This window comes from Niveispirillum sp. KHB5.9, assembly GCF_048066115.1.
Taxonomy (GTDB): domain Bacteria; phylum Pseudomonadota; class Alphaproteobacteria; order Azospirillales; family Azospirillaceae; genus Niveispirillum.
In genome coordinates this window covers 104,985-129,766 of sequence record NZ_JBLTYX010000003.1, presented here as the reverse complement: position 1 = coordinate 129,766, position 24,782 = coordinate 104,985, and the positions used below count along the sequence as shown (strand labels likewise).

The 24,782-nt window shown below is 67.6% G+C and carries 21 protein-coding genes and 1 tRNA gene; 10 read left to right on the top strand and 12 right to left on the bottom strand.

What is annotated here, in order from left to right:
• Nucleotides 1–8: 8 nt before the first annotated feature.
• From ACM9HJ_RS07195 to ACM9HJ_RS07175, 5 genes are all read right to left on the bottom strand, one after another.
• On the bottom strand, nt 9–1,997 hold the full coding sequence (locus ACM9HJ_RS07195) for a heme lyase CcmF/NrfE family subunit (RefSeq protein ID WP_416571030.1): 1,989 nt from the start codon (nt 1,995–1,997) through the stop codon (nt 9–11).
• Nucleotides 1,998–2,138: 141 nt separating this feature from the next.
• Nucleotides 2,139–2,609 carry a cytochrome c maturation protein CcmE gene (gene ccmE, locus ACM9HJ_RS07190; protein WP_416571337.1) on the bottom strand — a complete coding sequence of 157 codons (471 nt, stop codon included), beginning with the start codon at nt 2,607–2,609 and terminating at the stop codon, nt 2,139–2,141.
• Nucleotides 2,609–2,809 carry a heme exporter protein CcmD gene (gene ccmD / locus ACM9HJ_RS07185; protein ID WP_416571029.1) on the bottom strand — a complete coding sequence of 67 codons (201 nt, stop codon included), beginning with the start codon at nt 2,807–2,809 and terminating at the stop codon, nt 2,609–2,611. Before ccmD ends, ccmE begins: the two co-directional genes overlap by 1 nt.
• Nucleotides 2,810–2,813: 4 nt before the next feature.
• Nucleotides 2,814–3,536: a heme ABC transporter permease gene (locus ACM9HJ_RS07180; RefSeq protein ID WP_416571028.1), complete on the bottom strand. Its 723-nt coding sequence runs from the start codon at nt 3,534–3,536 to the stop codon at nt 2,814–2,816.
• A gap of 90 nt (nt 3,537–3,626) precedes the next feature.
• Nucleotides 3,627–6,344 (bottom strand): EAL domain-containing protein, encoded by a 2,718-nt coding sequence (locus ACM9HJ_RS07175; protein WP_416571027.1) that lies wholly within the window; start codon nt 6,342–6,344, stop codon nt 3,627–3,629.
• A gap of 465 nt (nt 6,345–6,809) precedes the next feature.
• Between ACM9HJ_RS07175 and ACM9HJ_RS07170 the strand changes: the two genes are divergently transcribed.
• The 6 genes from ACM9HJ_RS07170 to ACM9HJ_RS07145 all read left to right on the top strand — a co-directional run bounded on the left by ACM9HJ_RS07170 (nt 6,810) and on the right by ACM9HJ_RS07145 (nt 12,379).
• Nucleotides 6,810–7,991 carry a hypothetical protein gene (locus ACM9HJ_RS07170; RefSeq protein ID WP_416571026.1) on the top strand — a complete coding sequence of 394 codons (1,182 nt, stop codon included), beginning with the start codon at nt 6,810–6,812 and terminating at the stop codon, nt 7,989–7,991.
• Nucleotides 7,988–9,370, top strand: coding sequence for a hypothetical protein (locus ACM9HJ_RS07165; RefSeq protein ID WP_416571025.1), 1,383 nt, complete (start codon nt 7,988–7,990; stop codon nt 9,368–9,370). The genes ACM9HJ_RS07170 and ACM9HJ_RS07165 overlap by 4 nt, the downstream gene beginning before the upstream one ends.
• A 6-nt stretch (nt 9,371–9,376) precedes the next feature.
• Nucleotides 9,377–9,985 carry a pyrrolidone-carboxylate peptidase gene (locus tag ACM9HJ_RS07160; protein ID WP_416571024.1) on the top strand — a complete coding sequence of 203 codons (609 nt, stop codon included), beginning with the start codon at nt 9,377–9,379 and terminating at the stop codon, nt 9,983–9,985.
• A gap of 223 nt (nt 9,986–10,208) precedes the next feature.
• Complete coding sequence (locus tag ACM9HJ_RS07155) at nt 10,209–11,126, top strand: sulfite exporter TauE/SafE family protein (protein ID WP_416571023.1); 918 nt, start codon at nt 10,209–10,211, stop codon at nt 11,124–11,126.
• A complete protein-coding gene (locus ACM9HJ_RS07150; protein ID WP_416571022.1) occupies nt 11,123–11,884 on the top strand; it encodes a TIGR02186 family protein in 762 nt (253 codons plus the stop codon). The genes ACM9HJ_RS07155 and ACM9HJ_RS07150 overlap by 4 nt, the downstream gene beginning before the upstream one ends.
• Nucleotides 11,885–11,902: 18 nt before the next feature.
• Nucleotides 11,903–12,379 (top strand): universal stress protein, encoded by a 477-nt coding sequence (locus ACM9HJ_RS07145; protein WP_416571021.1) that lies wholly within the window; start codon nt 11,903–11,905, stop codon nt 12,377–12,379.
• On the opposite strand, the gene ACM9HJ_RS07140 is transcribed toward ACM9HJ_RS07145, so the two are convergent.
• Nucleotides 12,372–12,860 carry a DUF2244 domain-containing protein gene (locus ACM9HJ_RS07140; protein WP_416571020.1) on the bottom strand — a complete coding sequence of 163 codons (489 nt, stop codon included), beginning with the start codon at nt 12,858–12,860 and terminating at the stop codon, nt 12,372–12,374. The two genes, ACM9HJ_RS07145 and ACM9HJ_RS07140, sit on opposite strands and share 8 nt — an antisense overlap.
• Nucleotides 12,861–12,969: 109 nt before the next feature.
• Between ACM9HJ_RS07140 and nth the strand changes: the two genes are divergently transcribed.
• The 4 genes from nth to ACM9HJ_RS07120 all read left to right on the top strand — a co-directional run bounded on the left by nth (nt 12,970) and on the right by ACM9HJ_RS07120 (nt 18,125).
• Nucleotides 12,970–13,605 (top strand): endonuclease III, encoded by a 636-nt coding sequence (nth, locus tag ACM9HJ_RS07135; protein WP_416571019.1) that lies wholly within the window; start codon nt 12,970–12,972, stop codon nt 13,603–13,605.
• 10 nt (nt 13,606–13,615) lie between these two features.
• Nucleotides 13,616–14,782 (top strand): radical SAM family heme chaperone HemW, encoded by a 1,167-nt coding sequence (gene hemW / locus ACM9HJ_RS07130; protein ID WP_416571018.1) that lies wholly within the window; start codon nt 13,616–13,618, stop codon nt 14,780–14,782.
• Nucleotides 14,783–15,040: 258 nt separating this feature from the next.
• Nucleotides 15,041–17,986, top strand: a complete 2,946-nt coding sequence (locus ACM9HJ_RS07125; protein WP_416571017.1) for a methyl-accepting chemotaxis protein — start codon at nt 15,041–15,043, stop codon at nt 17,984–17,986.
• Nucleotides 17,987–18,048: 62 nt separating this feature from the next.
• A tRNA-Arg gene (locus ACM9HJ_RS07120) sits at nt 18,049–18,125 on the top strand.
• 45 nt (nt 18,126–18,170) lie between these two features.
• Here ACM9HJ_RS07120 and ACM9HJ_RS07115 read toward each other — a convergent pair.
• From ACM9HJ_RS07115 to ACM9HJ_RS07090, 6 genes are all read right to left on the bottom strand, one after another.
• A complete protein-coding gene (locus ACM9HJ_RS07115) occupies nt 18,171–19,271 on the bottom strand; it encodes a prohibitin family protein (RefSeq protein WP_416571016.1) in 1,101 nt (366 codons plus the stop codon).
• Nucleotides 19,272–19,277: 6 nt separating this feature from the next.
• Nucleotides 19,278–19,463, bottom strand: a complete 186-nt coding sequence (locus tag ACM9HJ_RS07110; RefSeq protein WP_416571015.1) for a hypothetical protein — start codon at nt 19,461–19,463, stop codon at nt 19,278–19,280.
• Nucleotides 19,464–19,564: 101 nt separating this feature from the next.
• Nucleotides 19,565–20,155 (bottom strand): YcjF family protein, encoded by a 591-nt coding sequence (locus ACM9HJ_RS07105; protein WP_416571014.1) that lies wholly within the window; start codon nt 20,153–20,155, stop codon nt 19,565–19,567.
• Between the two features lie 225 nt (nt 20,156–20,380).
• Entirely contained in the window at nt 20,381–22,087 is a 1,707-nt protein-coding gene (locus ACM9HJ_RS07100) for a cyclic peptide export ABC transporter (protein WP_416571013.1), read from the bottom strand.
• Nucleotides 22,084–23,706, bottom strand: a complete 1,623-nt coding sequence (locus ACM9HJ_RS07095; protein ID WP_416571012.1) for an ATP-binding cassette domain-containing protein — start codon at nt 23,704–23,706, stop codon at nt 22,084–22,086. Before ACM9HJ_RS07095 ends, ACM9HJ_RS07100 begins: the two co-directional genes overlap by 4 nt.
• A 46-nt stretch (nt 23,707–23,752) precedes the next feature.
• Entirely contained in the window at nt 23,753–24,775 is a 1,023-nt protein-coding gene (locus ACM9HJ_RS07090) for a TauD/TfdA family dioxygenase (RefSeq protein WP_416571011.1), read from the bottom strand.
• Nucleotides 24,776–24,782 lie beyond the last annotated feature (7 nt).

Here is a 24,782-nt window from a genome sequence, read left to right as displayed (position 1 = left end):
GGTCGCCCTTATTCGGCGGGTTGCATATGGGGGGCGACGGGGGCGGCCCGGCGCGACGGCACGCCCACGCGCAGCCGCCGGTCGGACAGGCTCAGCATCCCGCCCAGCACCATCACCAGCGTGCCGATCCAGATCCAGGGCACCAGCGGATGGTGGTACAGTCGCACGACCCAGCCGCCGCCTTCACCATTGGGTTCGCCCAGCACGACATAGAGGTCGGAATAGAAGGTGGTGTGGATGGCGGCTTCCGTGGTCTGGGTCTTGGCCACGGGGTACCAGCGGCGCTCCGGCGTCAGGGTGGCGATCACCCCGCCATCACGGCGCACGGTGAACTGGCCCATCTCCGTCTGGTAATTGGCGACGGCCAGGTCTTCGACCTTGTCCAGGGTCAGCTCGTACCCGGCCAGGGTCGCCTTGTCGCCCAGCTTCATCACCCGCACATCCTCGGCCAGCCAGAAGCTGGTGCCGACCATGCCGGCGATGGCGATGCCCATGCCGGCATGGGCCACGGAAGTACCCCAGGCGCCCAGCGGCAGGCCCCTGGCCCGGCTGAGACTGTCGGCCAGCGGCACGCGGAACAGCTTCACCCGCTCCGCGATCTCCCACAGCGCCCCGAACCCGGCCCAGGCGGCGAGTGCTATACCGACCAGCGCCATCACCGGCTTCACGCCCTGCAGCCACAGGGCCAGCATCACACAGACCAGGGTAAACAGGGCCGCCACCCACATCCGCCCCAGCACCCCGGCCAGATCGGCCCGCTTCCAGGGCAGGAACGGCCCCAGCGCCATGGCCAGGACCAGCGGAATGGCCAGGAACGGCGTGATGAAATTATAGTAGGGCGCCCCCACCGAGATCTTGTGCCCGAACGCGTCCAGCAGCAGTGGCATCAGCGTGCCGATCAGCACGACGGCGGCCGACACCGACAGCAGCAGATTGTTCAGCACCAGCGCCCCTTCCCGGCTGACCGGTGCGAACAGGCCGCCAATGCGCAGCGTATGGGCACGCAGGGCGAACAGCAGCAGCGCCCCGCCCGTGGCCAGGCCCAGCAGCAGCAGCACCGCCACCCCGCGCTCCGGATCGACGGCGAAGGCATGGACCGAGGTCAGCACGCCGGACCGCACCAGGAAGGTGCCCAAGAGCGACAGGGAGAAGGTGAGGATGGCCAGCAGGATGGTCCAGGTCTTCAGCGCATCGCGCTTTTCCACCACGATGGCGGAATGCAGCAGCGCGGTACCGGCCAGCCAGGGCATCAGGGAGGCGTTTTCCACCGGGTCCCACATCCACCAGCCGCCCCAGCCCAGTTCGTAATAGGCCCACCAGGACCCCATGGCGATGCCCAGGGTCAGCGAGGTCCAGGCCACCAGTGTCCAGGGCCGCACCCACCGGCCCCAGGCCGGATCGACCCGCCCCTCGATCAGCGCGGCGACGGCAAAGGAAAAGGCAACCGAGAAGCCGACATAGCCCAGATAGAGGAAGGGCGGATGGAAGGCCAGACCCGGGTCCTGCAACAGCGGGTTCAGGTCGCGCCCGTCCAGCGGCACGGGGAAGATGCGGGAAAACGGATTGCTGGTGGTCAGCATGAACAACAGGAACCCGACGCCGATCAGTCCCTGCACGCCCAGTACGCGGGCCTTCAGCGTCGGCGGGATATTGCGCCCGAACGCCGCCACCGCCGCCCCGAACAAGGCCAGCATCAGCACCCAGAGCAGCATGGAGCCCTCATGATTGCCCCAGACGCCGGCGATCTTGTACATCAGCGGCATGCGGCTATGGCTGTTGCCCACCACGCTCACCACCGAGAAATCGGAGACGATATAGGCCTGCATCAGGGCGGCGAACGCGATGACCACCACGCCTAGCTGCGCGAACGCCGCCATGCGCCCGGCTTCCATCCAGGCGGCATCGCGCCGCGCGGCACCCGCCAGTGTCAGCACAACCTGAACCGACGCCAGCAGCAGGGCCAGCACCAGGGCGTAATGTCCGATCTCGGGGATCATGTCCGTCTCACTGCTTCACTAATCGGCTCGTAACCGTAGGTCAGGTCGAGGCGAAGCCGAGCCCTGACATCTTCGTGCCACACCGTTGCTTGTCAGGGCTCGCCTACGGCTCGACCTGACCTACGGGCAGCGGCAAAGCCCTCACTTCCCCTCCGCCCCATAGACGGGCTTGCCCGGCACGTCCGGGCGGAACTGGCCGGATGCCTTCAGGGCGTCGGCCACTTCCTTGGGCATGTAATTCTCGTCATGCTTGGCCAGCACCTCGCTGGCCACGAACACGCCATCGGCGCGCAGGCGGCCTTCGACCAGCACGCCCTGGCCCTCGCGGAACAGGTCGGGCAGGGGACGGCTGGTGGAGATCTTCACCGAATGCGCCGTGTCGGTGATGGTGAAGCGGGTGGTGATACCGTCATCCACCTTCTCCACACTGCCGCCTTCGACCAGCCCGCCGACGCGCACCAGCTTGTCGCCCGGCGGCTTGGTCGCCAGATCGGAGGGGGAGAAGAAGAAGGCCACATTCTCCTGAAACGCCGTCAGGGTCAGGGCCGTGGCCGTGCCCAGCCCGACCAGCGCCAAGAGCAGCATGTAGAGACGGCGCTTCTTGCGCGTCATCATGGCGTTTCCTCCCCGCCTGCCGCCGCCGACCGGCGACGGCGACGCGGCAATCCTTCCTCCAGGCTGCGCAGCAGGCGTTCCTTGCGGCGCAGGCCCGCCACGCTGGCCGCCAGCAGACCCGCCAGGATCAGCAGCGCCAGGCCATAACTGGACCAGACATAGATGGCGTATCCGCCCATGTGGAAAAAGTCGGCCATCCTGTCACACCCCCCCGGCCTGGGTCAGACGCAGGGTCTGGATCTTGCGCTCCGCCAGTTCGGCGCGCATGCGCAGGATGACGGTGGCGATGAAATAGGTCTGGAACGCCGCCGCCAGGATCAGCAGCGGCCACAGCATGTCGCCATGGATGGTGGGCCCGCCCAGGCGGATCACCGATGCCGGCTGGTGCAGCGTGTTCCACCAGTCGACGGAGAATTTGATGATCGGCACATTGACGGCACCGACCAGCAGCAGGATCGATCCCGCGCGGTTGCCCCGCTGCGGATCATCGAACGCATCGACCAGCGCCATGAAGCCCAGATAGAGGAAGAACAGGATCAGGACCGAGGTCAGGCGGGCATCCCACACCCACCAGGTGCCCCACATCGGCTCCCCCCACAGGCTGCCCGTGACCAGGCACAGCAGCGTGAAGCCGGCGCCCAGCGGGGCGGCGGCGCGGGAATAGACCTCCGCCAGCGGATGGCGCCAGACCAGGGCGCAGGCGGCCGCCACGGCCATGGAGCTGTAGGTGAACATGGCCATCCAGGCAGCGGGCACATGGATATACATGATGCGCACCGTGTCCCCCTGCTGGTAATCGCCGGGGCTGGTGACAAGCGCCAGATACAGGCCGGAGACGAAAAGCAGGGCCGACAGGGCCGAAACCCAGGGCAGGATGATGGCGGCCAGACGCAGGAAGCGGGCGGGATTGGCGAAACGATGCATGGTGGCCCCTATGTAGCATGCGGGCCGGCACTTTCACACCGGTGCCAAGGGTCACTGCGCTGATTTGATCCAGCGCAGGCGGGACGCGGGTCACCCCCAGCGCCCGGCCCGCAGCGCGCGGGCCTCCACCACCTGTCCCGTCAGGGGAATGGCGCCATGGACCAGGGCGGTGGCCATGTCGGCCTCCAGCGGCTTGGCGAACAGGTATCCCTGCGCCCGGTCGCAGCCCATGCGGCGCAGCAGCTCCTCCTGCGCCTCCGTCTCCACGCCTTCGGCCACGACGCCGAATTCCATGATGCCGGCGATGTGCAGGATGGCGCTGACCAGGGCCATGCCCTTCTCGTCCCGCGCCATGCCGGTCACGAAGCTGCGGTCGATCTTGATCGTATCGACCGGCAGGTTCTGCAGGTACGCCAGCGAGGAATAGCCGGTGCCGAAATCATCGATCGACAGCGCGATGCCCAGATCGCGCAGGCCCTGCAATATGGCGATGGCATCCCCGCCCTGGCCGATCAGCCCGCTTTCGGTGATCTCCAGACGCAGCCATTCCGGCTTGCACTCCGTCATCTCCAGCACGCCGGTGACCCAGCGCACGATATCCAGGCGCGACGGGTCCAGCTGATAGGGTGACAGGTTGACGGAGACATAGAGCGGCCGATCCGCCCGGTCGCGGTTCCATTTGGCGATCTGGCGGCAGGACTGGACCAAGATATGGTTGCCCAGGGGCACGATCAGCCCTGTCTGCTCCGCCACCGCCACGAAGGTGGTGGGGGGAATGGGCCCATGTTCGGCGTCGGTCCAGCGGGCCAGCGCCTCGAACCCCGTCAACTCGCCGTCGGCCAGGCGGACGATGGGTTGGAACACGGGGCGCACGCCATTGCTGAAATAAATGGCCTGGCGCAGCCGGTCATAGATGACATGGCGTTCGGTCAGCCGCGCCCGCATGGCGGCGTCGAAAATCCGCTTGCCGCCGCCGCCCGCGGCCTCCGCCTCGGCACTGGCGATCTCCGCATCGCGCAAAAGCGCCGTGGCGTCGCTGGCCCCGTCGGCCGTGGGCACCACGCCCAGGCTGGCGGTCACGAACATCTCCCGGCCCGCCACCGACAGGGGCGCGCGCAGCGCGTCGCGCACCGTATGGGCCAGCTGTTCCACCCGTTCCAGACCATTGTCGAAGGACAGCACGGCGAATTCACCGGTATCGATCCGCCCCACCAGATCGTCGGATGGCAGGCAGTCACGCAGCCGCTTGCCCACCGCGGCCAGCAGCGCGTCGGCATCCGCCTCGCCCAGGGCCGCCTTGACGGCGCGGAACCGGTCCAGGCCGATGACGGTGACGGCGATGTCGGCATCCACGCCCAGCGCCTGCTGCAGGGCCTGCAGGATATGTGCGCGATTGGGCAGGCCGGTGGCCCGGTCGAAATTGGCCATGACGTGCAGCTGCTGCTCCGTCCGGCGGCGATAGATTTCCGCCTGGCGCTCGGCCAGCAGATGGTGCAGCTCCTGCGCCACCTCCAGCTCCGCCTGGGTCCATACGGACCCGCCCTGGCGCAGCAGCACGACATGCCCGTCCGGCACGTCGATACCCAGCACGCCGGCGCGCCAAGCGATGCCCTCGCGCCTGGCCGCCCCCATGCGCCCCAACTGGTCCAGCCAGTAGGGCATGGGGAACAGGTCCTGGCTGGACCAATGGCTGCCCTCGATCCCGACGACCATGGCCGCATGGGGCAGCAATTCGCGCATCGCCGGATGTGCCGCGATCAACCCGTCGGTCAGGTTCACCCCCTGGCGCAGCAGGCGGCCCAGCCGCGCCAGGCCGCGGGCGGCGGCCGTGCGGGCGGCAATGGTGGCCCGTTCCTCCAGCGTGGCGATCTGCGCCGCCACGATCTCGCCCAGCGCCTCGCACAGGGCGCGCACCGACGGGCTGACGGAATGCGGCGTCACGCTTTCGCACCAGAGATAGCCCCAGAGCCGTCCGCCCACCAGCAGGGTGACAGCCAGCACGCCGCGCACACGGCGACGTCTGGCATGGCCCTGGAACAGGTTGGTGGGGTGGCGCAGGCTGGCGCGGCTGAGATCGACGGGCACGCCCGTGACCGGGTTGATGGTCGGCACCAGCGGCACCGGCTGCGCGCCCATGTCGCGCACCAGCCGGGCGCGGTTCAATTCCAGCAGCGTGGTTTCCAGCGGGCGCAGCGGTACGAACCCTTCGGCCAGCCCGCCCTCCGCGCCGATGGCAGCGGCCTCCGCCAGCACCTGGCCGGGGCTGCCTTCCGGCATGCGCACGAACAGCACCCGCTCATAGCCGGTCAGGCGGCGCAGGTCCTGCGCCACGGCATGGGCCAGATCGGCCACATCGCCGATATGGCGATAGCGGCGGATGGCGGCACCGAAGCCGGCCGCCACCATGCCGGCATCGCCCAGCGGCGACGCCGCCTCGATCTCCAGGATCAGGCCGCCGGCATCCCAATGGCCATGCGCGATCAGCCGCAGCCTTTCCCCGTCCCGGTCCAGGCGCAGCGCCACAGGGCCGATGGCATCCGCCCCGGCCTGGGCGATGGCGCGGTCCAGCGCGCGCGACGCCACGGGACCCAGCAAATCGCCCACCTCGCGGCCCAGCGCGTCTTCCACCGGCCGGCCCAGCAGGAAGGACAGGTTGGCGCTGGCCTGGATCAACCGCCGGTCGGCGGCGTCCAGCACCATCAGCCAGCCATGCGGCTGTACCAGATCCAGCCTCTCGCCGGACGCGTCGCCACCTGCCGCGATCAGCGACAAGGGGTCCGTCAATCCAAGGGCGGGGGGGACCAGCATCGGCGGCACGCAAGACCAGTCAAAGGGAAGGGGAAACGCCATACCAGAAGAACAGAGGATGATCCGCCCGTCGGTGCGATCGATCACATAGAGGCGCAGCCGTTAATATTGCGTTGAAGCGTCGGGGTAAATGCGTTGAATCAAATGGCGCCGTGACAACAGCCGTCACCGGTAGCATGCCCAGGTCGTATCCAGATTGGCAACAACGGAATCCAGGCCGACATACCTCCTTCGCGACCGATCCCCACAAAAGGGGTAGAACGCCTAGCATATTGATCCGCAGCGAAATTGCGTCGGCAGCACGGGACGTGCTAACGATAATGGCAAAAGATTGTTCTGGTCGGAGTTTGCCCGGACCATGCGGATCGAATGCTTTGTGCAAGCCGGTTTCCCGGGCGCGGCCCGCGCGTCGCGGACGGCTGGCGTTTTGGTCCCGTCCCCGCCCCGGGGATGGCGGAGTACGCGATGCTAGGCTCCCTTCTTCGTCGCCTGACCGGCCAGTCCCCCGAACCGGTCCGCACCCCCGTCCCGCCGCCGCCGGTGGAGGAGGAGGTGCATGCCGATGCGTCCTCTCCGCTGCCGGCGCCGGCGGAACCGGACCCGTCGGCTTCCGGACTGGAGGCGCCGGCCTTTGCGGCTGGTCCCGGCAAGAGCCCGGTCTTCTCCTCCCGCGCCGTGCGCGACGCCACCGTGGTGACCGGCACGATCGAGTCGCTGACCCGATTCGTCGATGGCCAGGACGTGCTTGACGATCTGGCCTGGCGGCTGGAAAGCCTGACCGCCGACCAGGTGAATTTCCTGCAATTGTCGGCCGAACCCGGCCTGATCCAGCGTGCCCAGGCCCGCAGCGAAAGTTTGAAGGGCGCCAAGGCGGCGGCCCTGCGCAAGCTGCTGACCGATCTGGCCGGCGGCGCCATCCCGGAACCGGTCAGCCGCGGCAACCCGCTGGCACCCAAGGGCCCGATCCTGCCGCCGCTGGCCTCGCTCCAGCCACGCATGCCCGATGCGGGCCAGCCGCGCACGCCGGATGCGGGAATGCCGCCCGCCGCCCCCGGCCTGGGCCCGGCCAATCCGGCCCCGCCCGGCCCCGGCGCACCCAGCCTGACCACGGCCCCACCGCTGGGCAACCGGCCCATTCCGCCGGCCCCGTCGCGCCCGCCGGTGGCACCGCCCGTGCCGCCCCCGCGGACGCCGGCCGCCGCCGCCGTTGCCGCCACGCCACCGATTCCCACTGTTTCCGTCACCCTGCCGCCCTTGTCGACGGCGGAGCCGGAGACGCCGGCACCCGACGCCAAGGCCGAAGCCCGGCCGGCGGAAGTGAAGACAGCGGAGCCGGTGGTCACCAGGCCGCCGGAACCCAAGGCCAAACCGGCGGAGCCGCCGGCAGCGCCCGAACCCAAGGCACCGGAAAGCAGGGCCCCCGCCGCGAAAGCGCCGGAACCCAAACCGGAACCCAAACCGGAGCCTGTGAAGGCACCGGAACCGGCAAGGGCGGAGGCCCCGCCCCGCCCCGCCCCGGCACCCGAACCGCCCCCTGCCACCGCCCCGCCCGTGCCCCGTCTGGGGCGTGAGGATGCGGAGGCGCGGCGGGCCCGCCTGTTGGCATCCTTGAACGACACACTCTCCTCCAGCGAGGCCGCCCCATGAGCATGCCGTCCAGCGACACCACCGACGCGCGCAAGCCGGTGGAGACGGGGGCCACAGGCGCACCCCTGACCGGGGAGGTGCAGGACAGCGTCGATGCGTTCGACTATGCGGAAACCATCGTCCGCGACCTGGCCCTGCATGTCGGTTCCCGCCTGCGCGACTTCCGCTCCGATCTGGCGGCCATGCATTCGGCCGTGGTCCAGCTGCCGGAGACGATGAAGATCAACGCCCTGGGACAGAGCATCCAGGAGCTGCGCGAACGTCTGGCCCATCTGACGGGCGTGGTCAGCCAGCAGGTGACCCGCTATCCGGAGGAACTGGACCGGGTTTCGAAATCGGCGTCGGAGCTGCTTAACCGCGTGGCCGGGCTGGAAAGCTGGATCGCCGCGGCGCGCCAGAGCATGGCCCAGGGTGGCGAGGGGCCGAGCCTGCCCCTGCCCACGGGCGGCTTTGTCGGCCATGACCAGTTCGAAGCCATCATCAGCCAGGTGCATGAAAGCATCCTGCGCGTGGTCGGTGCCGTGCGCGACCTGCAATTGGATGTCCGCGACATCCGCAGCGATATCCGCAGGCCCGCCGGCGGCGGCGATGCGCCGGCCGCCACTGTCGAGGCCGGCCCCGACCATGGCCCGGCCCTGGTGGACCTGTCCCGCCGCCTGTCGGCCCTGGAAAACCGCCCCAGCCCCGCCAGCGGCCAGGCCCTGGCCGATCTGGAACGCCGCCTGACGGCGCTGGAGAACAAGCCGGCGGAACCGGCTGCCGCATCCACCGCCGCCGTCCCAGCCGCGGCACCCGCATCGGCCCAGCCCGATATCGCCGCCCTGGTGTTCGGGGCCTGGCATCGCCTGTCGCTGCCGGCCGGCGACAAGGCCCTGACCCAGACGGTGGAAGCCGTACTGACCACGCTTTCGCGCACCTTCGACCAGACCACGCGGTCGCCGCAGGTGGCAAAGGGATCGGGCATCGTGGCCGTGGCCACCGCCACGCGTGGCGGTACGCCGGTCACCGCCCTGCTGGCCACCGAGGATCTGTGCGGCCGCACCTGGACGCTGGGTGCGGAGGGCGCGGAGATGGCGGCCGCCGTCGATGGCGACAAGCCGGCGGCCCTGCGCACCCCCTGCTGGCGGGCATTGCTGGCCGCCGTCGCCCTGGTCGAACAGCAGCAGCCGGGTGCCAAGGTGCTGCCGGTGCTGGTCTATGGCCATGGCAGCATCGACAAGCTGCCGTCGCGCGACGACATGGTGGCCTATGGCGCCCGCCTGGGCGTGTCGGCCGCCACGGAACGGCTGCTGGTCGTGGGGGCGCCGGATCAGTCGGCCCATGGCGGTTTCGCGCAGCCGCGCGACCTGATGGCCGCCCTGACCGACCTGGGGCTCTGAGCCACCATGGCGCGGCTGCTGGTCACCGGCTTCGCCCCCTTCCTGGGCCATGCGGTGAACCCCACCGCCTGGCTGGCCGAACGGCTGGACGGGGCGGTGGTGGAGGGGGCGGAGATCGTGGGCGTGCGCCTGCCCGTCACCTTCACCGGTGCCGTGCCGGCCCTGAAGGAAGCGGTGGCGGCGCACCAGCCCGATGCCGTGATCATGTTCGGCCTGGCCTATGACACGGACCTGATCCGCCCGGAACGGCTGGCGCTGAACCTGGACGACGCCACCGCCCCCGACAATGACGGCACGGTACGGCGCAACCGGCCCATCGATGAAGCCGGCCCCATGGGTTACTGGTCGTCGCTGCCGCTGGACGCCATCATCGACGACCTGGAAGCGGGCGGTTTCCCGGTGAAGACCAGCCGCGATGCCGGCGGATATATCTGCAACCACCTGTTCTTCGGCATGCGCCATTGGCGCCCCGACCTGCCCGCCGGCTTCATCCATGTCCCCCCCTTCCCCGATGGCGTGAAGCCCGACGACAAGGGTCACCGCACGGGCATGGAACCGGAACGGCTGGAACAGGCGGCACGGATCATTCTGGCGCGTGTCGCGAAAGTGCTGTAGGATTTATATCCTTATCACTTGAGCCCCCTGCATTCGGAGGGCTGGCGATCGCTTCTCTGAAACATCCCTGATTTTCCGTTCCACGATGTTGCACAGGACCGGAGTCCGATCCCCGCGCACTCCGAATTAACCCTTTACCCCTCCGCATTCGCTTGGTTGCGCCAGCGAAAGCCGATACGATGCGTGATCTTCTCCCGCCCCCTGTCCGGGACCTTCCGGAACCATGCAGATCTATCTCCCCATCGCTGAAATCTCGGTCAACGCCCTGTTGATCCTGATCCTGGGCGGCGGGGTCGGGTTCCTGTCGGGCCTGTTCGGCGTGGGCGGCGGCTTCCTGATGACGCCCTTGCTGATCTTCATCGGCGTGCCGCCGGCCGTGGCCGTGGGCACCCAGGCCAACCAGCTGGTGGGCGCCAGCGTGTCCGGCGTGCTGGCCCATTGGCGGCGCAACAATGTCGATGTGAAGCTGGGGGCGGTCATGCTTGCCGGTGGCGCCATCGGCACCGGACTGGGCGTGTGGCTGTTCGGCCTGTTGCAGAAGCTGGGCCATATCGATCTGGTGATCTCGCTGTCCTATGTGCTGTTCCTGGGCACGGTCAGCGGGCTGATGCTGACGGAAAGCGTGCGGGCCATCGTCAAGGGGCGCGGGTCGCCGGTGCGGTCCAAGCTGCATCACCATACCTGGCTGCACGGCCTGCCCTTCAAGATGCGGTTCCCCCGTTCGCGCCTGTACATCTCCGCCCTGCTGCCGGCTTTGATCGGCTTTGTCGGCGGGGTGCTGGTGGCGATCATGGGTATCGGCGGCGGCTTCCTGCTGGTGCCGGCGATGATCTATATCCTGGGCATGCCGACCGCCCTGGTGGCCGGCACCTCGCTGTTCCAGATCATCTTCACCACCGGTCTGGCGGCGTTCCTGCAGGCGGTGACCAACCAGACGGTGGATATCGTCCTGGCCCTGCTGCTGCTGGTCGGTGCGGTAATCGGGGCGCAGTTCGGCACCCGGGCCGGGGCCAAGCTGCGCGGCGAACAGGCCCGCGCCCTGCTGGCCATGATGGTGCTGGCCGTGGCGGTGAAGCTGGCCGTGGACCTGATCGTCCGGCCGGAGGATATCTATTCCATCACCCTGCCGGTGCTGACATGAGGGTGCGGCGCGGGCTTGCGGCGGTGACGCTGACCTTGGCCGGCTTCTGCCTGTGGCAGGCCTCACGGCCGGCCTGGGCGCAGTCGCTGGTGGCCGACCTGTCCAGCCACCTGATCGCCATCACCACGGGCTTCACGGGTACCGACGTGGTTCTGTTCGGTGCCGTGGACGGCGATGGCGACGTGGCCGTGGTGGTGCAGGGACCGGAAGCCGAAGTGACCGTGCGCCGCAAGGAACGGGTGGCCGGCATCTGGATGAATACCGAAGACGTGGCCTTTGCCCGAGTGCCTGCCTATTACAATGTCGCCCTGACCGCCCCCCTGGACGGGGTGGTGCCGCCGGCCGTGCTGCAACGGCACGAGATCGGCCTGGATTATATCCGCCTGGTGCCGGAGAAGGCCAAGCTGAAGCCGGAAAAGCTGGCGGCGTTCCGGGCGGCATTGATCCGCAACAAACAGCGGGCCGGGCTTTACACGACGGAGGTGGGCGAGGTGTCCTTCCTGGGCCAGCGCCTGTTCCGCACCCGCATCTTCTTCCCGGCCAATGTGGCCACCGGCACCTATACCGCGTCGGTCTTCCTGATCCGCGACGGCGACGTGGTCAGCGCCCAGACCACGCCGCTGCTAGTCTCCAAGATCGGCTTTTCCGCCAACGTGTTCGAATTCGCCCAGCGCCAGTCGGTGTTCTACGCCGTGCTGGGCATCATGCTGGCCGTCACCTCGGGCTGGCTGGCCGGCATCGTGTTCCGCAAATCATAACAATATTTCGGGGGGCCCATGACCCAGACCGCAAAGACCCGCATCTTCCTGGTCGTCGTGGACGAGACGGAAGAGATGACCGTGGCCCTGCATTACGCCGCCCGTCGCGCCCGCACCACGGGCGGGCGCGTCGCCCTGCTGCATGTCATCCCGCCCAGCGAGTTGCAGCATTGGGGTGCCATCGAAGAGCTGATGAAGCAGGAGCAGCGGGAGGAGGCCGAGCAACTGATGCAGCGGCTGGCCAAGGAGGTGGTGGATATCGCCGGCTCCATGCCCATGCTCTATATCCGCAACGGCCAGGCCAGCGAGCAGCTGATGAAGCTGATCCAGGAGGAACCCAGCATCTCCATCCTGGTGCTGGCATCGGGCACCGGGCGCGGCGGGCCGGGCCCGCTGATTTCCTATGTGGTGGGGCAGATGGCCGGCAACCTGTCGATCCCCGTCACCGTCGTGCCGGGTTACCTGTCCGATGATCAGCTGGACGCCATCACCTGACCCCGCGCCAGCGTTCCAACGCTTCGCGCAACGCGCTGGCGAAACCGCGCTTTTCATCGGGTGACAGGTAGGTCCCGACCACCAACTGCCTTCCATGGCTGGACAGCGTCACCTGCGCGCCGGGCCGTTCATCCAGATGCACGCGCAGCCAGGCGGGTTGCAGGGTCCAGGATTGGCGGCGGTTGGCCGGGTCGACCCGTTCCACAATCAGCGCCCGGTCGGTCAGTTCCACCGTTTCCCGCGCATGGCCGCTGCGATAGCTGGCCTTGAACGCCCACCAGAGCAAAGCCACGTCCACGCCCATGAAGCCGATGACCGGCCAGGCGCCGGACAGGAAGAAGCCCAGCCCCGCGCCCAGGCTGATCGCCGCCACGGCCCAGATCAGCCGCCGGAACCCGGCCGGGCTCAGGCTGCGATGGGGATGGATCACGGCACGGAACAGGACCGTATCGCCATGTGATGGGGCGGCCACATCATTCATGGCAAAGACGATAGGGGCTGGAGCCGCAGCCTTCAAGGTGGGGCGATTGCGGCCCTGTGTCCCGCCCGCTATGGTGGGCCATCCCCCGCACCATCCTAGGTTCCCCGCCTTGAAGCGCGCCGCCATCGACGAATTCTTCCGCCGCCTGTCGGAAAGCAATCCGGAGCCGAAGACGGAGCTGGAATATTCCAACCCCTATACGCTGCTGGTCGCCGTGGTCCTGTCGGCCCAGGCCACCGACGTGGGCGTGAACAAGGCGACGAAGGCCCTGTTCGCCAAGGCCGACAACCCAGCCGCCATGGTGGCCCTGGGCGAGGGGGTAGTGCGTGACCATATCAAGACCATCGGCCTGTATAAGAACAAGGCCGCCAACACCATCCGGCTATCGGAAATCCTGCTGGCCAAGCATGGCGGGGAAGTGCCGCGGCGACGGGAGGATCTGGAGGAACTGCCCGGCGTGGGGCGCAAGACGGCGAATGTCGTGCTGAACACCGCCTTCGGGCAGCCGACCATCGCCGTGGATACCCATATCTTCCGCGTCTCCAACCGCACCGGCCTGGCGCCGGGCAAGGATGTGGTGGAGGTGGAACAGGGCCTGCTGAAGCGGGTGCCGAAGAAGTGGCAGCTGAACGCCCATCATTGGCTGATCCTGCACGGGCGTTATGTCTGCAAGGCGCGCAAGCCGGATTGCCCTGTCTGCATCGTCCGTGATCTTTGCGCCTTCGAGGCGAAGGTGCTGGAATAGGAACAGAGTGATGGGTACCCCGCCCGATCCGGGTTTCGCGCTGTATGTGCATTGGCCGTTCTGCGCGTCCAAATGCCCTTATTGCGACTTCAATTCCCATGTGCGGGAAAAGGTCGACCAGCCGCGCTGGGCGGACGCCATGCTGCGCGAACTGGACCATTTCGCCGACCTGACGCCGGGCCGCAAGCTCACCTCCGTGTTCTTCGGCGGCGGTACCCCGTCGCTGATGCCCCCTTCCACGGTGGAGGCCATCCTCAAGCGTGCCGATGAGCGCTGGGGCCTGCCGGCCGGGACCGAAGTGACGCTGGAGGCCAATCCCACCAGTGTGGAGGCCGACAAGTTCCGCGCCTTCCGCGCCGCCGGCGTCAACCGCGTCAGCCTGGGCATCCAGGCCCTGAACGAACCGGACCTGAAGGCGCTGGGACGACGCCATTCGGCCGACGAGGCACTGACCGCCATCGGCCTGGCCCGCGACATCTTCCCCCGCTACAGCTTCGACCTGATCTATGCCCGTCCCGGCCAGACTGTGGCCGCCTGGCGCGACGAACTGTCCCGGGCGCTGGACCATGCCGTCGGCCACCTGTCGCTCTACCAGCTGACCATCGAGGAAGGCACGCAGTTCCACACGCTGCATGCCCGGGGCGAGCTGGTCCTGCCGACGGAGGAGGTGCAGGGCGACCTCTATGCCGCCACGCAGGAGGTGCTGAATGTCGCCGGCCTGCCGGCATACGAGGTGTCGAACCATGCGCGGCCGGGCGAGGAAAGCCGCCACAACCTGACCTACTGGCGCTATGGCGACTATGTCGGTATCGGGCCAGGCGCCCATGGCCGCCTGACCGTGGCCGGCCAGGGCAAGGTCGCCACCCGCACCCACCGCGCACCGGAGATCTGGCTGGAGCGCACGCTGGCCATGGGCACTGGTGCCAAGCCGTTCGATGGCGTGGCGGAGCAGGATCGGCTGACCGAGATGCTGATGATGGGCCTGCGCCTGTCGGAAGGCGTGCCGCTGGCCCGCATCGTTGCGGAGACGGGAAAGGGTCTGGATGCCTGGATCGATCCCGCGCGCCTGGACAGCCTGATCCGCCACGGCATGCTGGAGCGGCGTGGCGATGTGCTGGCTGCCACCATGGACGGGCGCGAGCGGTTGAATGCCGTGCTGGCCAGCCTGTTGGGTTGATCGACAAATAATTCACTGAACCAATCAAATGTCATCTTTATTCCACGGCCCTATCCCGCTGGATAGGATCGCATGCATATATATTTTTGTTTGAAGTGATAAATATAGATAACACCACAATCAAGTACTGGTAACGATTTATTCATCAATATGGTTGTTTCCAGTATCCAACATGGAAATCAAACTGCCGGCATCTACTTTGGCGGGCAAATTTTTGCGCGCAACGCATGTGCCGGTACAGCGCGAGCGAGATCAGAAATGCGTGATAACGGGCCGGTGACAAACCGCGAGATCCTGATGAATGACGGCGACCTGCTGGTGTCCAAGACGGATACCGGCGGCCGCATCATCTTTGTCAACGATGCCTTCATCGCCATCAGCGGCTACAGCGAGCAGGAACTGCTGGGCGCGCCGCATAATCTGGTCCGCCATCCGGATATGCCCAAGGAGGCCTTCGCGGACCTTTGGTCGACGGTGAAGCAGGGGCGTCCCTGGGAAGGGCTGGTAAAGAACCGCAGCAAGAATGGCGACCATTACTGGGTGCGCGCCAATGTCACGCCGCTGTTGGAGAATGGCGAGGTCGTCGGCTACATCTCCATCCGGACGCGGCCGGCCCGCGCCGACATCGCCGCCGCGGAAGCGCTTTATGCAGATATCCGCACCAGCCGCGCCCGGAACATGGCGATCCGGCAGGGAACCGCGGAACAAGCCGGCTGGCGAGCCGCCATCCGTCGTTGGGCCGGTTCCATCCGTGGCCGCCTGGCCCTGGCCTTCGCCCTGATGCTGGCACTGCAGGCGCTGATCGGCACCATCGGCATGACGGGCATCCAGCATGAGGAACAGCGGATCATCGCCCTGAATGACGAGGCGGTGATGCATATGCGGCGGCTGAAGACCGTTTCCGATGCCTATGCCGTCTTCATCGTCGATGCCTCGCACAAGGTGCGCAACGGCAACTTCACCTGGGACCAGGGCATCGGGTCCATTGAAAGGGCCAAGGCCGATATCGATAGAGAATGGACCACGTTCACCGCTTCGGGCCTGGACGCCCAGGAGCTGGAAAGCGTGGCCGCGATCGCCCCTCTGACGAACGCCGCCGACCGGACGGTGGAAGACCTGCTGAAGGCCATGCGCGCCCGGGATCGGGGCGCCCTGGACATGCTGGTCAAGGACAGGCTCTATCAGACTATCGACCCGGTCAGCGACGTGATCAGCCAGATGACCGAACGCCAGCTGGCCCATGGGCCCGAATTCATGGCGGCCGGAACCGCGGAGCGTGATCTCCTGTTCCTGGTGATGCTGGGCGTCGGGTTGCTGGGCATCGCCCTGACCGTGGCTGCCGCCCTCTGGCTGCTGCGTACTGTCCGCCGGCCGCTTGACAGCATGGCCAGCGCCTTCGCGGCCATTGCCGGCGCGCGCCTGGATTATCGCATCGACCTGCCCGCGGCCCCGGAATTCCGCGATGCGTTCATCGAATTGCGGGCCACCCGCGCCAAGCTGGCCTTCAGCAAGGAGGAACAGCGCGTCCGGGACGCCCGGTCGAAAACCGAGACGCGGATGCGCCTGCTGGCAACCTGCCAAGCCATCGAGACCGACCTCGTCGCTACCTGGCAGGGGGTCGAACAGAGTTGCCAGCGCGTCGTGGGCGGTATGGGCGTGCTCTCCGGGTCGATGCTGTCGGTGCGCGAACAGGCGGTGGTGCTGGCGACGGTGGCCGAACAGACCTCCGCCAACGCCCAGAACGTGGCCGCCGCCACTGAGGAACTGGGCACCTCCGGCACGGAGATCGCACGACAGGCCGCCCTGTCCAGCCAGGTCGTGGCACGGGCCGTGGCCAGCGCCCGCGACGCCGAGACAGCTGTGGAGCGCATGGCCGAGGCGACGGGCGAGATTCAGGCCGTGGTCGGGTTGATCGCGGAGATCGCCGCCCAGACCAACCTGCTGGCGCTGAACGCCACGATCGAGGCCGCGCGGGCCGGCGAGGCCGGCAAGGGCTTCGCCGTCGTCGCATCGGAGGTGAAAAGCCTCTCTACCCAGACCCGCAACGCCACGGAGGATATCGCACGCCGCATCGACGCGGTGCGTCAGGCCGTGGATGGCAGCGTCGACGGCATCCGCGCCGTCATCCATGTGGTGGAGGAGATCAACAATACCGCGACCGCCACGGCGGCGGCGGTGGAGGAACAGTCGGCCGCCAGTGCGGAGATCGGCCGCAACGCGGAGGAATCCGCCGGCGGTGCCGCCCAGGTGTCCAACAGCGTTGCCCGCGTCAGCAGCGATATCGATGCGGCCAATACCGCCGCCACCGACATGCAGGCAAGGGTAGAGGAGACACAGCGGGCCGTCGGCGCGCTGCGCAACCGCCTGCTGACCACCCTGCGCCAGTCCGTGGCCGGTGATCGCCGCGGCCACGACCGCATCCCGACCGACCAGCAGGTCACGGTCCTGTCGGGCGGTACACGGTATGAAACCCGGCTGCTGGACCTGTCGGTCGACGGGGCCCTGCTGGCGCGTGCCGACGGATTGTCCAGCCGCGAGGGACAGGCCCTGACCATTACCCTGCCGGAGGTGGGCTCCGTCACCGGCCAGATGGTGGGGCGGAGCGAACTGGGCCTGCATGTGATGTTCGAACCGGAGGCCAGGGAGCGGGAAGCGCTGGAGCACTATGTCCAGCGGCTGATCAATGCCGAGTCCGGCTTCGTTTCCATCGCGCAGGACACGGCCGCGAAGTTGGGCACCGCCCTGACCGACGCCCTGCACGCCGGCCGGATCGACGAGGCGGCCCTGTTCTCCACCGACCTGGAGCGCATCGACGGGTCCGATCCGGAGCAATACGTGGCACCCTTCACCGCCCTGACCGACGCGCTGTTCCCCGCCATCCAGGAACCGGTCCTGGCGCGCGACCCGCGTATCCAGTTCTGTGCCGCGGTCAATGGCGTCGGCTATCTGCCCACCCACAATGCCCGCGTGTCGGAGATGCCGCGTCCCGGCCAGCGTGACTGGAACCTGGCCCATTGCCGCAACCGCCGGCTTTATGAGGACAGCGCCGGCCTGGCCGCCAGCCGCAACAGCCGCCCCTTCCTGATGCAGGCCTATATGCGCGACATGGGCGGCGGTCAGCTGGTGCGCCTGAAGGAAGTGGATGTGCCGATCATCGTGAACAACCGCCGCTGGGGCAACCTGCGCCTGGCCTATAAGGGGTGAGCCGATCCGTGCATCAGGGCTTTCGCCCTGCGGTGAATGCCGCTATATGGGGGGCGTGGTTGGCGTCCGTAGCTCATCAGGATAGAGCGCCGGTTTCCTAAACTGGAGGCAGCAGGTTCGAGTCCTGCCGGGCGCGCCACGCTTCTCCCGACATTCTTCAAATATCCGGCCGATGGTGACCCGTTCAGGGTTGCGGTGCCGGCCGGTTGGCTTGTGCCGCATCCACCGCGGTGGGGCGCGCCGTGGAGGCCGGTGCACTGGGGGTGGGCGTCGGCGCGGCGGGCGCGGTGGTCGCGGATGCGGCACCGGCACGGGGGCCAACGGCGGGAGCCGCCGCTGGCGGTGCCGTACCGGCCGCCCCATCATCGCCCGTGTTCAAAATCACGGGCAACCCGTCGCGCCCGCCGATGATGATGGTCTTGGCATTGGTGGAGGTGGCGAAGCTCTGCGTCGCCTCGATGCCGCGCAGGCGCAGATATTCCGGGGTGATGGTGCGGGCCACGATATCCTGGAACTGGCGGATGCCTTCCGCCTCGATGCGCTTGCGCTCCTTCTCCTTCTCCTCGGTGGCGATGCGGAAATCATATTCCTGCATCACCTGCTCCTGCTGCGCCTTGCGCTCGATCGCCTGGCGCACGGTCAGCGGCAGGGTGACGCCGGACACCAGCACATCATCGACATGGATCAGCGGCATGCGCAGCGGGTTGCCGTCGCTGTCGCGGTCATTGCCGACGGGGAAGTCGATCTTGGCCTGCTGTTTCAGGAAATCCTGAATCTCCTCCCGGTTCACCGAATAGAAATTCTCCGGCGAATGGCGGGAGACGAACTTGTACAGCAGGCTGGCGATTTCCGGCTGGACCAGGGTGTCCACATAATCAGGGCCCGCCAGCTTGTGCAGCAGGCCGGCGGCCGTGGGGTTGACGCGATAGCGCAGCGCCACCTGCACCTTGATGGCGAGGCCGTTGGCGGCCACCGCCTCATACTCGCGCTCGAAGTTGCGCAGGCGGACATCATAGAGCGTCACCCGGTCCCAGGGCGGGATCAGGTGGGCGCCTTCTCGCATCACATGCTCGGTCATGGTGCCGCCCAGGAAGCGCAGCCACAGCACGCCCACCGACCCCGCCGGCACCTCCACCACCATCTGCGGGGCGACGGCCAGCAGTGCCAGCAGGAAGGTCAGTGCCAGGGCATAGAGGGAGACGGCACGTTCCTTCGCCCAGGCGTGCAGACGCCGCCAGCGGGGAAAGCGTTCGGTCGCGGCGGGCGCCGGCATGGCGTCGGTCATCGCGGGTCAGTCCCGCCCTTGGATCTTGTAATGCGTACCGGGCCGGGTGATGGCCTGGATGACGAAGGAGGCGACGGGCGTGATGAAGATCGCCAGCAGGAAATGCCCGATGAAGCCGAAGGCGGTCTTGCGGCCCATGAAGCCGCAGAGCGCGCAGGCCAGCAGATAAATGACAAGGACGATCAGCAGCATGGGGATTGGACCTTCGTCACCAACGCGCAAGACGTGAATGTGCCGCAGGAAAGAGGGGCCGGCAATGCCGCCGGCCCCCTTCCCCATGCCGGACGCGCGGATCAGGCCGCGGCGGCGGCGGGCTCAGCCGCCTTCTTGCCGCGCACCTTGTTGTACTGGTTCACGAAATATTCCTTCACCTTCTCCGGGTCGAAGGTCAGGAAGGTGCCGCCCGACGCGAAATGCTGCTGGAACACCTTGCCCACCGCATAGGTGAAGGCGGCGTTGAAGCCCGGCAGGGCCACCCAGCGATAGGCGGTGCCGATCACCGGGATGCTGGCCACCAGGGCGCTCAGCCCCGTGCTGGCCACGGCCTTGGGCGCGATGGTGGCGAACAGGGTGGCCACGGCCGGGCGCACCAGGTCGGCGCGGAAATCCTGGCCATAGACCTTGGCCAGTTCACGCACCAGGTTCAGCTGCACGCCGGCGAGCGCGGCGCTGTCCAGCAGGACGACGGGCACCACCACGGTGGCGGCACCGGCCAGGACATGGTTACGGATGATGGTGGCGGCATGGGCCGCACGTGCCGCATCCAGGTCCGAATTGTCGGCCGCCGCGGCGGCATCGGCCTCGGCGAAGGCCTGGGCGGTGGCGGGATCGGTCGTGACCACCGGGTCGACGGCCGTCTCGGTCTGGTCCTTCTTGGTTACCATGTCAGTGCGCTCCAGTAAGAACGTGGGTGGCGGCAGGCCCGCATCCGGCATGGATGGCGGCCCTGTTCTCGGCCCCTGATCGACGGTCCGCGCTGGAAGGCAGCCTTATCCCGGCCAGCGATACCGAACAATGGGCTAACCAATGGTCTGGTCATAGTCAAAACCTTTCTAGGCAGTCCAATTAACAATAAAATTAACAACTTGACGTTCTATCCGTTCCCCCGCTCATGCCGCCTCCCCCGCGTCGGGCGGGGGGCCGGGCAGCGGGCGATGGGCCACCCGTTCCAGCCTGCCCTCGTTCATGTGGTAGGCGCGGTCGGCCAGGTGGAACCAGCGGTCGTCATGGGTGACGCAGATGACGATCTTGCCCAGCGCCCGCAGTTCCGGCAGCAGCTCCTCATAAAAGATCCTGCGGAAATGCGGGTCCTGGTCGGCAGCCCATTCATCCAGGACGATGACCTTCTTGTCCTCCAGCCGCGCCACCACCAGGGCCAGGCGCTTGCGCTGGCCGGTGGACAGGCTGGTGGTGCTGAACCGGCCGTCGATGATGCGGACCTTGTCCCGCATCTCCAGCCGTTCCAGCAGCGGCGCCACCTGTTCGTCGGTGACGTCGCCCACGCCGTAAAGGCGGCGGGACAGGTGGTAGTCGGTGAAGATGGCGGAGATGTTGTCGCGCCATTCCTGCATCCGGCCGGCCGGCACGGGGGCCCCATCGACCAGCAGCGCGCCAGTGTCCAGCGGCATCAGCCCGGTCAGCAGGCGCAGCATCGTGGATTTGCCCGACCCGTTGCCGCCGGTGATGAAGCTGATCTCGCCGGCCCGGAATTCCGCCTCCAGCGGCCCGACACCAAACAGCGGATTGCCGCTGTCGTCGCGATAGGCGAAGGCGGCGCCCGACAGGGCGATGCGCACGGGATCGGCGAAGCTCCGCCCGCCGGCATCTGCCGCTGCCGGTGCCGCCTGCCCGGACCGCGCCGCCGCCTCGCGCAGGCGCCCTTCCATGCCCTCGATATTGGCCAGCGCCATTTCCGCCTGGGTCAGCATGGGCGTGACGAAGGACACGGTGCTGACCGGTCCCACGATGAACAGGGCGGCCGTGGTCGCCGGCACCACGACGTTGTGGAAATCGGTGGTCAGCAGCGGCACCGCGAACACCATCAGCCCGATCAGGGTGTAGAACATCACCTCGATCAGGGAGAAATTGCGCCCCCACTGGGTCTTGGTGGCGATGTTGACGCGACACGCCCTGGCCGATGCGCGGCCGATGGCATCGACCAGCGCGTCGGCCCGCCCCCGGCTCATCCGCACTTCCTTGAAGCCGCGCAGCAGGTCGGTCAGGCCGTCGAACACGGCGGCCTCCGCCGCGGCATTCTCCTGCAATTGCTTGCGGAACCCGTGCATGCGGGCATAGCGCACGGCAACGGCCAATCCGGCAAACCCGAAGGCCATGATGCTGGCCACCGGCGACAGCCAGGTCAGGTAGAAGGCCAGGAACAGCAGCATCACCGCCTGCTGCACCCCGATCACCAGCAGCGGCAGGATGCTGCCCAGCGCCTGGGTATCCTGCACCAGCACGCCGTTCAGGGCGGCGCGGCCGATCTTTTCCACCGTCACCAGATCCGACCGGCGCACGGCATCGAACAGGCGCAGCCGGAACCCGTGGATCAGCCGTTCCGCATCATGGGAGGCGGTGATCAGGGTGACATTGTGGCTGATCCCGAACAGGGTGATGGTGACGACATACATCAGCACCAGCCTTACCCCGGGCTGCCCGTCCTGTTGCGTCGCCACCGTCGCCGCCTGTACCAGCCACAGCAGCATGGCGGTGGTGACGGCCGACAGCACGTTCATCCAGGTGACCAGCCGCAAATTCTCCGGGATTTCCCGCAGGATGACGCGCGCCAGATTGGAATTCAGCGGGGAGCGGATCATGCGGCCACCCCTTGCCCGGCCGGCGCCGGCGGCACGGGCAGTTCGCTCAACCGCCCTTCCTCCATATGCAGCCGTCGGTCGGCCACGTCGAAATAATGGTCGTCATGGGTGACGGCGATGATGGTCAGGCCCCGTTCCTTCAGGGCCGGCACGATCTCGCGATAGAATTTGTGCCGGAAATGCGGGTCCTGGTCGGCAGCCCATTCATCCAGGATCAGGATCGGCTTCTTTTCAAGCAGTGCCGCCACCAGGCCCAGGCGCTTGCGCTGCCCCGCCGACAGGTCGCGCCGGCCGAACCGGTCGCCCTGCAGCGCCGTCACCTTCTCCATCTCCAGCCAGGCCATCAGCCGGTCGGCCTCCTCCCCATCCGGATAGGGCGTGCCATAGAGCCGGGCGAACAGATGGAAATCGGCGAACACCGTGGCCATGTTCTCCCGCCAGGCCCCCAGCCGGTCCGCCCCCACGGGCACGCCGTCCAGCGACAGCCGGCCGGCGGTGGGGCGGTAGAGCCCGGTCAGCAGCTTCACGAAGGTGGATTTGCCCGACCCGTTGCCGCCGGTGATGAACACCACCTCGCCCCGCCGCAAGGTCAGGTCGAAGGGACCGACGGTGAAGCCCGCCTCCCCGTCGCGCGACGGGAAGGTGAAGGACGCCCCCTCCAGGGCCAGTTCGCGGAAATCGGCGGGCAGGCTCTGGCCCGGCCCGTCGCTGCCCGCCTCCGCCAGCGCTGCCAGCTGCGGTTCCAGTTCCAGCATGCGGCCGGCGGCGGCTTCGGCCGCACTCATGATGGCCAGCGACTGCATCAGGCCGAAGACCGGGGCCGACATGAACAGCACGGCCGCCGCCACCTGCGCCATCTCCGTGCTGAAGCCCTTGGCGTAGACGGGCGCCACGAAGATCACCAGGCCCAGCATCAGGTTGAAGGCCATCTCCCCGAAGATGAATTGCTGCCAGCTGTGCATATGCACGACATTGCGGGCGGCGACGGTCCGGGCCGACGCATCGGCGAAACCCTGGTTCAAGCCATCGCTGCGCGCGGAATTCAGCCGCTGTTCCTTGAAGCCGTCGAACAGGTCCGACACGCCTTCGAACAGCTCCGCCTCCTCCGCCATCAATGTGCGCTGCCGGGCCTGCAGCTCCCGCCCCAGCCGGATATAGGCCCAGGTGCCCAGCGCCAGCAGCCCGCCGATCAGCATGAAGGCCAGGCCGTTGATCAGCGCCACATAGACCAGGATGGCCAGCGTCAGCAGCATCGATTGCAGGGTCAGGGCCAGGAACTGCGAATTCTGGGAAATGGTCTGGCTGGCTTGGCTGATGCTTTCGAACAAAGGCGTCTGGCCGAACTTTTCCAGCTTCAACAGGTCGGCATGGCGCACCCGGTCCAGCAGGCGCAGGCGCAGGCCGTCCACCACCTCTTCCAGATCGGTGGCCATGCGGCGCACCAGCCGCACCTGGCACAGCCAGAACCCGCCCAGTGCCGCCACGAAGGCCAGGCCCAGGGGCAGGTCGACGAAATCCGCCTTCTCGGCCGCGATGTTCTGGGCGGCCGCGTTGACGATGGCCAGCACCACGGTGCTGCTCAGCGCCGAACCGGCGGCGGCCAGCAGCAGCCGGCGCATCGGCTGCGGTCCCAATCGTCCCAGAAGGCGCAGAAGGTTCATCGGATCAGGCCGCCATGTCCAGGCCGGGCACCCCGGTTTCCGCCACCCGGATGCGCAGCACATGGCGCCTATAGTCCGCGAAGGGGCTGCGGCCGTGCAAGGCCTCATGGTTGTTCAGCACCTGCAGGCCGTCGGCGGGCATATGGATGCTGACCAGCTTTTCCTGCCTGGCCACTTCCGCATTCAGGATGGACAAGGCCCGGCGCAGTTCCACCGTGTCATAGTCGGGATAAAGGTCCAGCCCCTTGCGCAGCGTGTCGGTGCGGAAGCGCACGGCGGGCCGTGTGCCGAAGATCGGGGCGAAGGTGACCTCCACCTTGTCGGCCTTGCCCGTCTGCGTGAACACGGCCGGGATGCGGAAGGGCAGGTCGCGGCCCGTCAGGTACTGCATGGCCCAGCGCCCGTCATCGCTGGCCGACAGCGCGTCGCGCAGGCAGCCCAGGTCGCGCGAGGTGGAAATGCCGCCACCGCACGAAGCCGGCACGATGAAATACAGCATCATGTAACGCTCGGGCCGGGCGAAATACTGGGTATCGGTGTGCAGGTCGGCCTCGAACGGATGTTCGGAGAAGGTGGAGACGCTGTTGTTCTTCACCTTCTCCTCCCGCACCTTCACGTCCCAGACGACGCGGCGGTCCACCTGGTCGGTGGCGGTGGGCAGGCCCAGGCTGGCCGACAGGGCGAACATCAGCGCCGACCGCGTGGGCAGCGGCAGCCCGTCCAGCCCCAGGCGGGGAATGACCACGGCACTGTAATTGCCCTCCAGCCGGTCGCGCAGTTCACCGGCCAGGTCGGACAGGTAGGGGGCGCGCAGGGCCAGATCGCCGCGCAAGGGCCCGTCCCGTTCCGGCGGCACCAGCTTGGCGGGGTCCACCTCCCCCCCATAATGGTCGGCCAGCACCGCCAGCGCCGCGTCCACCTGGGCGCGGTCGATGGGGGCGACGGCGAATTCCCCGGTGCGGGGACCAAGGTCGCGCAGATGGGTCAGCAGTCTGGTCGGCATCGACATGGCGGTCACCTTCGACATAAGGCTG

What these genes read in the sequence shown, in the direction of transcription:
- ACM9HJ_RS07195 (WP_416571030.1), bottom strand. Translation starts at nt 1,997, where the DNA reads ATGATCCCCGAGATCGGACATTACGCCCTGGTGCTGGCCCTGCTGCTG.
- ccmE (WP_416571337.1), bottom strand. Translation starts at nt 2,609, where the DNA reads ATGACGCGCAAGAAGCGCCGTCTCTACATGCTGCTCTTGGCGCTGGTC.
- ccmD (WP_416571029.1), bottom strand. Translation starts at nt 2,809, where the DNA reads ATGGCCGACTTTTTCCACATGGGCGGATACGCCATCTATGTCTGGTCC.
- ACM9HJ_RS07180 (WP_416571028.1), bottom strand. Translation starts at nt 3,536, where the DNA reads ATGCATCGTTTCGCCAATCCCGCCCGCTTCCTGCGTCTGGCCGCCATC.
- ACM9HJ_RS07175 (WP_416571027.1), bottom strand. Translation starts at nt 6,344, where the DNA reads ATGCTGGTCCCCCCCGCCCTTGGATTGACGGACCCCTTGTCGCTGATC.
- ACM9HJ_RS07170 (WP_416571026.1), top strand. Translation starts at nt 6,810, where the DNA reads ATGCTAGGCTCCCTTCTTCGTCGCCTGACCGGCCAGTCCCCCGAACCG.
- ACM9HJ_RS07165 (WP_416571025.1), top strand. Translation starts at nt 7,988, where the DNA reads ATGAGCATGCCGTCCAGCGACACCACCGACGCGCGCAAGCCGGTGGAG.
- ACM9HJ_RS07160 (WP_416571024.1), top strand. Translation starts at nt 9,377, where the DNA reads ATGGCGCGGCTGCTGGTCACCGGCTTCGCCCCCTTCCTGGGCCATGCG.
- ACM9HJ_RS07155 (WP_416571023.1), top strand. Translation starts at nt 10,209, where the DNA reads ATGCAGATCTATCTCCCCATCGCTGAAATCTCGGTCAACGCCCTGTTG.
- ACM9HJ_RS07150 (WP_416571022.1), top strand. Translation starts at nt 11,123, where the DNA reads ATGAGGGTGCGGCGCGGGCTTGCGGCGGTGACGCTGACCTTGGCCGGC.
- ACM9HJ_RS07145 (WP_416571021.1), top strand. Translation starts at nt 11,903, where the DNA reads ATGACCCAGACCGCAAAGACCCGCATCTTCCTGGTCGTCGTGGACGAG.
- ACM9HJ_RS07140 (WP_416571020.1), bottom strand. Translation starts at nt 12,860, where the DNA reads ATGAATGATGTGGCCGCCCCATCACATGGCGATACGGTCCTGTTCCGT.
- hemW (WP_416571018.1), top strand. Translation starts at nt 13,616, where the DNA reads ATGGGTACCCCGCCCGATCCGGGTTTCGCGCTGTATGTGCATTGGCCG.
- ACM9HJ_RS07125 (WP_416571017.1), top strand. Translation starts at nt 15,041, where the DNA reads ATGCGTGATAACGGGCCGGTGACAAACCGCGAGATCCTGATGAATGAC.
- ACM9HJ_RS07115 (WP_416571016.1), bottom strand. Translation starts at nt 19,271, where the DNA reads ATGACCGACGCCATGCCGGCGCCCGCCGCGACCGAACGCTTTCCCCGC.
- ACM9HJ_RS07110 (WP_416571015.1), bottom strand. Translation starts at nt 19,463, where the DNA reads ATGCTGCTGATCGTCCTTGTCATTTATCTGCTGGCCTGCGCGCTCTGC.
- ACM9HJ_RS07105 (WP_416571014.1), bottom strand. Translation starts at nt 20,155, where the DNA reads ATGGTAACCAAGAAGGACCAGACCGAGACGGCCGTCGACCCGGTGGTC.
- ACM9HJ_RS07100 (WP_416571013.1), bottom strand. Translation starts at nt 22,087, where the DNA reads ATGATCCGCTCCCCGCTGAATTCCAATCTGGCGCGCGTCATCCTGCGG.
- ACM9HJ_RS07095 (WP_416571012.1), bottom strand. Translation starts at nt 23,706, where the DNA reads ATGCGCCGGCTGCTGCTGGCCGCCGCCGGTTCGGCGCTGAGCAGCACC.
- ACM9HJ_RS07090 (WP_416571011.1), bottom strand. Translation starts at nt 24,775, where the DNA reads ATGTCGAAGGTGACCGCCATGTCGATGCCGACCAGACTGCTGACCCAT.